This window comes from Phenylobacterium sp. (genome assembly GCF_044371015.1).
In the GTDB taxonomy this organism is placed as follows: domain Bacteria; phylum Pseudomonadota; class Alphaproteobacteria; order Caulobacterales; family Caulobacteraceae; genus Phenylobacterium.
On sequence record NZ_JBILUK010000240.1, the window covers coordinates 1 to 4781 of the forward strand.

The following is a 4781-nucleotide window of genomic DNA, read 5'->3' on the forward strand; positions in this document are numbered from 1 at the left end:
GCCGGCAGGATCAGAGATGCTGTATGTGAGCGGCATCACACCCGAGCTGGTCCCCGGCGCGCCGGCCGCCACGCCCTATGGCGACACCAAGACCCAGACGATCAGCGTGCTCAAGCGGATCGAGGGCATCCTGAAGGGCCAGGGCTATGGTTGGGAGGATGTGGTGATGATGCGCGTGCTGCTGGTCGGCGATCCGGCGAAGGGCGGCGCGATGGATTTTGCCGGCATGATGGAAGGCTACAACTCGATCTACGCCACGCTGACCAAGAAGCCGGCGCGTATCACCTCGCAGGTGGCGGGCCTGGTCCGTCCGGGCATGTACGCCGAGATCGAAGTGCAGGCCGCGAAGCCGCCGCCGAAATAGGCGGCGGTCAGACCCCGTAGTAGGCGCGATACCAGTCGACGAAGCGACCAACGCCCACCTCCACCGGCGTGGAGGGAGCATAGTCGAGCACGGCGCGGGTCTCGGCAGTATCCGCCTCGGTGGAGGCGACGTCGCCGGCCTGCATCGGCATCAGGTTGAGCTTGGCTTCGACGCCCAACTTGGCCTCGAGCACGCGGATGTAGGTCATCAGCTCGACTCGCCGGCCGGCGCCGAGGTTGAGCACGCGCCAGGGCGCGGCGCTGGTTGCGGGGTCTGGGTGCGCCGAATCCCAATGAGGATCGGGGGCAGGCGGACGATCGATGGCTGCCACCAGTCCGTCCACGATGTCATCCACGTAGGTGAAGTCGCGCTGCATGCGCCCCTCGCCATAGACGTCGATCGGATCGCCCTTGAGCATGGCCTCGGTGAACTTGAAGAGCGCCATGTCGGGGCGACCCCAGGGGCCATATACGGTGAAGAACCGAAAGCCTGTGGCCGGAATGCCGAACAGGTGGGCGTAGGCGTGCGCCATGGCCTCATTGGCGAGCTTGCTGGCGGCGTAGAGGGTGATCGGGTGAGGGGCGGCGTCGTGGACGTTGAAGGGCAGGTTGGCGTGATTGCCATAGACGGAGCTGGTGGAGGCGAAGACCAAGTGGCGTGGCGCGGTAGCGCGGCAGCCCTCAAGGATGTTGAGGAACCCTGTAACGTTGGAGTCCACATAGGTGGCTGGGCTCTCGAGGCTGTAGCGGACGCCGGCCTGTGCCGCGAGGTTGATCACGGCTTCGGGACGCACTTCGGCGAACAGGCTTGCGACGCCTTCCCGGTCGACGAGATCCAGGCGGGCGTGACGGTAGCCGCGTTGGGATTCCAGCTGCGCCAGACGGGCCGCCTTCAGGGTTGGGTCGTAGTAGGCGTTGAGGTTGTCGAGGCCGACGACCTCAAGGCCCCGCGCCAGCAGGCGCTGGGAGAGGTGAAAGCCGATGAAGCCGGCGGAGCCGGTGACCAGAATCGACACGTGGACCGCCAAGTGTTTCCGCGCCAGGTGCGCGGTGGCTAGCTATGGCGCACCGGGTTGCGGTGGGATTAAGCGTCTGGAACGTCTGCCAAAAGGTGAGAGCCGGCTTTCGGAAGACGAGATGATACAAGTATCTGATTTCGGGTATTTTTCCCATTCAGACGAATGCACCCGAACTGGAAGGGCGCTAGCGGAAGCCGACCGCATCGCGGAGGCGCGACACGCCGGATGTCTCCGCCGCTTCGGCCTCGGCGCGCGCCTGGATCAAGGCCTGCGCTCGCGCCTGCGACAACATGGGGAACAACGCTGAAGCGGTCGCCGCGATTACCCCAAGCCGACCCTCACGCCAGCCGCCGCCCAAGAGATAGGCCTTCGCGAAGGCTCCAACTCCGGCGATCATGGCCTGGAGCGCATGGCCCGGCCGACCACGATCGGCGAGATCCTCTGCCGCCAGGCCGGACAAGCGGTTGAGCCGGTCGATCAGACCCCCCGCGTCACGACCGAGCACCCGACGGATGGCGCCCTTAAGGCTGCCGCCATGCGTGCCGGCCAGGGCCGCGTCGGACTCCAGCCGCGATGGTTCCCACGCCTTGACGCCCCGACGATGAAGGCGCGCCGCGCAGCGGACGCTGAGAGGACCAGTCCAGCCGCGGCGCACGCGGTGATCGCCGACATAGTTGTCGACCGGAACATCATACCAATCGCCCCGGGGCTGCATCTGAATAACGGCGCGGATCTCCCAGGCCAGGGCGGCGTCGACGCGCTCGTCGGGGTCAATCTCAAGGATCCAGTCGCCGGTGCAACGGGCGGCGCCCGCGGCCTTGCGCTGGCTCTCCAACGGGAAGATGCCGTCGATGACGATACAGCCTTCGCGGCGGGCGATTTCCTGGGAGCGGTCGGTGCAGCGATCGGCCACAACCACCACTTCGTCACAGAACGAAAGCTTGCGGAGGCATTCCGCCAGCTGGGCGTCCTGATTCTGCACGCACACGAGCGCCGAAAGTTTAACCACGGAGACAGGCTCCCGTTCCCGACAGACGATCCGTCATCTGTGAGACGCCATGCAAGGCGCGTGCCCCCCGTACTGACTTTACGATTTCTTCAGAAAGTGCGCCCGAGTCGCACACCCGCCGTACGCGGTCGCTGGGGGGTAACCTGGCGGACCTGTCCGAAGCTGAACGGGTTGCCGTAGGCGAAGGTGTCGGCCTTGTCGTTAAGCGGATTGTTGACATAGGCCGAGAGCCGCCAGCCCTCGTAGGCGAGTTCGGCCGCAAGGTTCAAACGGAGGTAGGGATCGGTGCGGGGTGGCAGGCTGGCGTCAAAGCTGAGCGTTGTTCGCCCCACATATGAGGCCTCTGCGAGCAGGCGGATATCAACCCGGTCGGAAACGGGGCGCTGATAGACAGCGAGCAGGCCGCCAGAAGTCTCAGGCACACCCGGAAGATCGGTGCTGACCTGCGCGGCGAAGTCGAAGTTCGGATTCCTGACCTTGGCGTTCGAAATCAGCCCGTTGGCCTGGAGCGCGAACCCGGAAGGCCACTCGTAGCCGACCTCGGCTTCCAGCCCGATGATCCGAGCGTCCCCGACATTGGCGGTGAAGGGTAGGCCCGAGGCCCGGTACTGGTCGGTCTGGATATTGGACCAGTCGCCGTAATAGGCTGCCGCGCGGACGGCGAGACGGCCGTCCAGGCGGCGCAGTTTGGCGCCGACTTCGTAGTTGCGCAGCTGGTCGGGACGGAAGGTGGTGCGAGACTGCCGGATCGGAAAGAAGCCGCTGGAGTTGAACCCGCCGGGCCGATAGCCCTCGGAGACCAATGCGTAGATGAGATCGCCTCCGGCCGATTCCCATTGAACTGAGACCTTGGGAGAAACGCCGTTAAAGGTTCGGGCCTGGTCGAAGAACCGGGACGCAAAGGGCGCGTTAACCACGATATCGGCTGTGGTGCGTACACGGCTTTCGAAGACGCGGCCGCCTGCCGTGAGGGTCCATCCGCCGCCGAGCACGAGCCCGCCCTCGCCATAGAGGGCGACCTCGGTGAGCCGGTCCCTCCGGTTCTCCATATAGGCCGTGGCGTCTGTGACGGGCGAAAGGAGCCGCAGAGCTGAGGGACTGCGCTCGCGGGTGCGCGCAGCGTAGACGCCCGCGAGCCAAGAGATGGACCCGGTGTCTGGCGAGCGGATGACGAGGTCTTGAACCAACATGTTGGATCGGGTCGCCTCGGTGTAGACGCCGAGGTCCGTGCCGCGGGCGCCGAAGATGTCGAGAGCAGCTGAGGCGTCGTACTGGCTTGAGAAGACGTGGTGCACGTAGCTGACTGACGAGGTGACGCTACCCCACTCAAACTCGCCGTTGGCAGTCAGGCCGCCGTAGGAAAAGTCGTTGTTGTGCGCCTCGCGGACCCGGTTGGCGCGCTGGGTGCCGGTAAGTCCGGCCGTGATCCCGGGGGTCACATACTGAGTGTCGTTTGAGCGAAGGTTCTGGGCGGCTGCGAGCGCATCCAGCCGCCAATCGTCGCCTAGGCGGACGCGAAGGGCGAGCCGGCCTCCATTGCGGCGCGTCTTGTCCACATTGGCGACGCTGAGATTGACGTCGTCGAGATAGCCGCCTTGCACGTCCCGATAGGCTACAAGCCGCAAACCGGCGAGATCCCGCGAGAGCGGGAGGTTCACATAGCCTTCAAGCTCGTGACTGATGTCGCCGCCCTTGGTGGTCGCGAGGCCAGCGAGCGCTCCGGCTTCGAACATGCCAAGGTCCGGCTTGGCGGTGACGATCCGGTATATGCCGGCGATCGCGCCGGACCCATAGAGCGCGCCCTGGGGGCCGCGCACGACCTCCACCCGGTCGATGTCGGCGAGCCTGAGATCCGGGTCCGGGGCGTTGTAGTTGATCGGTGCGTCATCGAGATAGGTGCCGACGGTCGAGCGTGTTCGTCCTGTGAAGGCGCCGTCTGAGAGGCCTCTGATCAGGAGTTTGTCCCGTCCTGGGCCGAGGTTGGTGGTCAACACGCCGGCGAGTTGACCGACGGTCTGGCCGACATCGACGGCGCGGGTCGCTTCAATCTGATCGCGGGATATGGCGCTGACGCCCGCCGGGAGGCGATCCAGAGCCGCCAGCCGTTTGGTTGCGGTGACGACAACTTCGGTGACAAGCGTGGGCGGACGAGGCGGCTCCATCGGCGCGGCGGGTGCTGGGGTGGGGGTCACCGGCGAGATGCGGACCGTTCGAGCGTCGACCAGGCGCCAGGTGCAGGGCGCGCCTTCCAGCAGTTGGTCCAAAGCCTGACGGAGCGTGTAGGTCCCGCGAAGCGAGACCCGGCCGCCCGCGCCGCAACTGGATGTTCCAAGGATTGAAACATTGGCCTGTAGGCCCAGATCGATCAGCGCCTCGGCATAGGGGCGCGC

General features: G+C 65.7%; 4 protein-coding genes. 1 reads left to right on the top strand and 3 read right to left on the bottom strand.

Going from position 1 to position 4781, the window contains the following annotated elements; all coding sequences use genetic code 11:
* On the top strand, positions 1 to 364 hold a 364-nt coding region (locus ACIQ3R_RS15365), incomplete at its 5' end, for a Rid family hydrolase (protein ID WP_397419734.1).
* A 7-nt stretch (positions 365 to 371) separates the two neighbouring features.
* Here ACIQ3R_RS15365 and ACIQ3R_RS15370 read toward each other — a convergent pair.
* The 3 genes from ACIQ3R_RS15370 to ACIQ3R_RS15380 form a co-directional block, all read right to left on the bottom strand.
* Positions 372 to 1379 (bottom strand): NAD-dependent epimerase, encoded by a 1008-nt coding sequence (locus ACIQ3R_RS15370; protein WP_397419735.1) that lies wholly within the window; start codon positions 1377 to 1379, stop codon positions 372 to 374.
* Between the two features lie 187 nt (positions 1380 to 1566).
* Entirely contained in the window at positions 1567 to 2391 is an 825-nt protein-coding gene (locus ACIQ3R_RS15375) for a glycosyltransferase family 2 protein (protein ID WP_397419736.1), read from the bottom strand.
* 89 nt (positions 2392 to 2480) lie between these two features.
* On the bottom strand, positions 2481 to 4781 hold a 2301-nt coding region (locus ACIQ3R_RS15380), incomplete at its 5' end, for a TonB-dependent receptor domain-containing protein (RefSeq protein WP_397419737.1).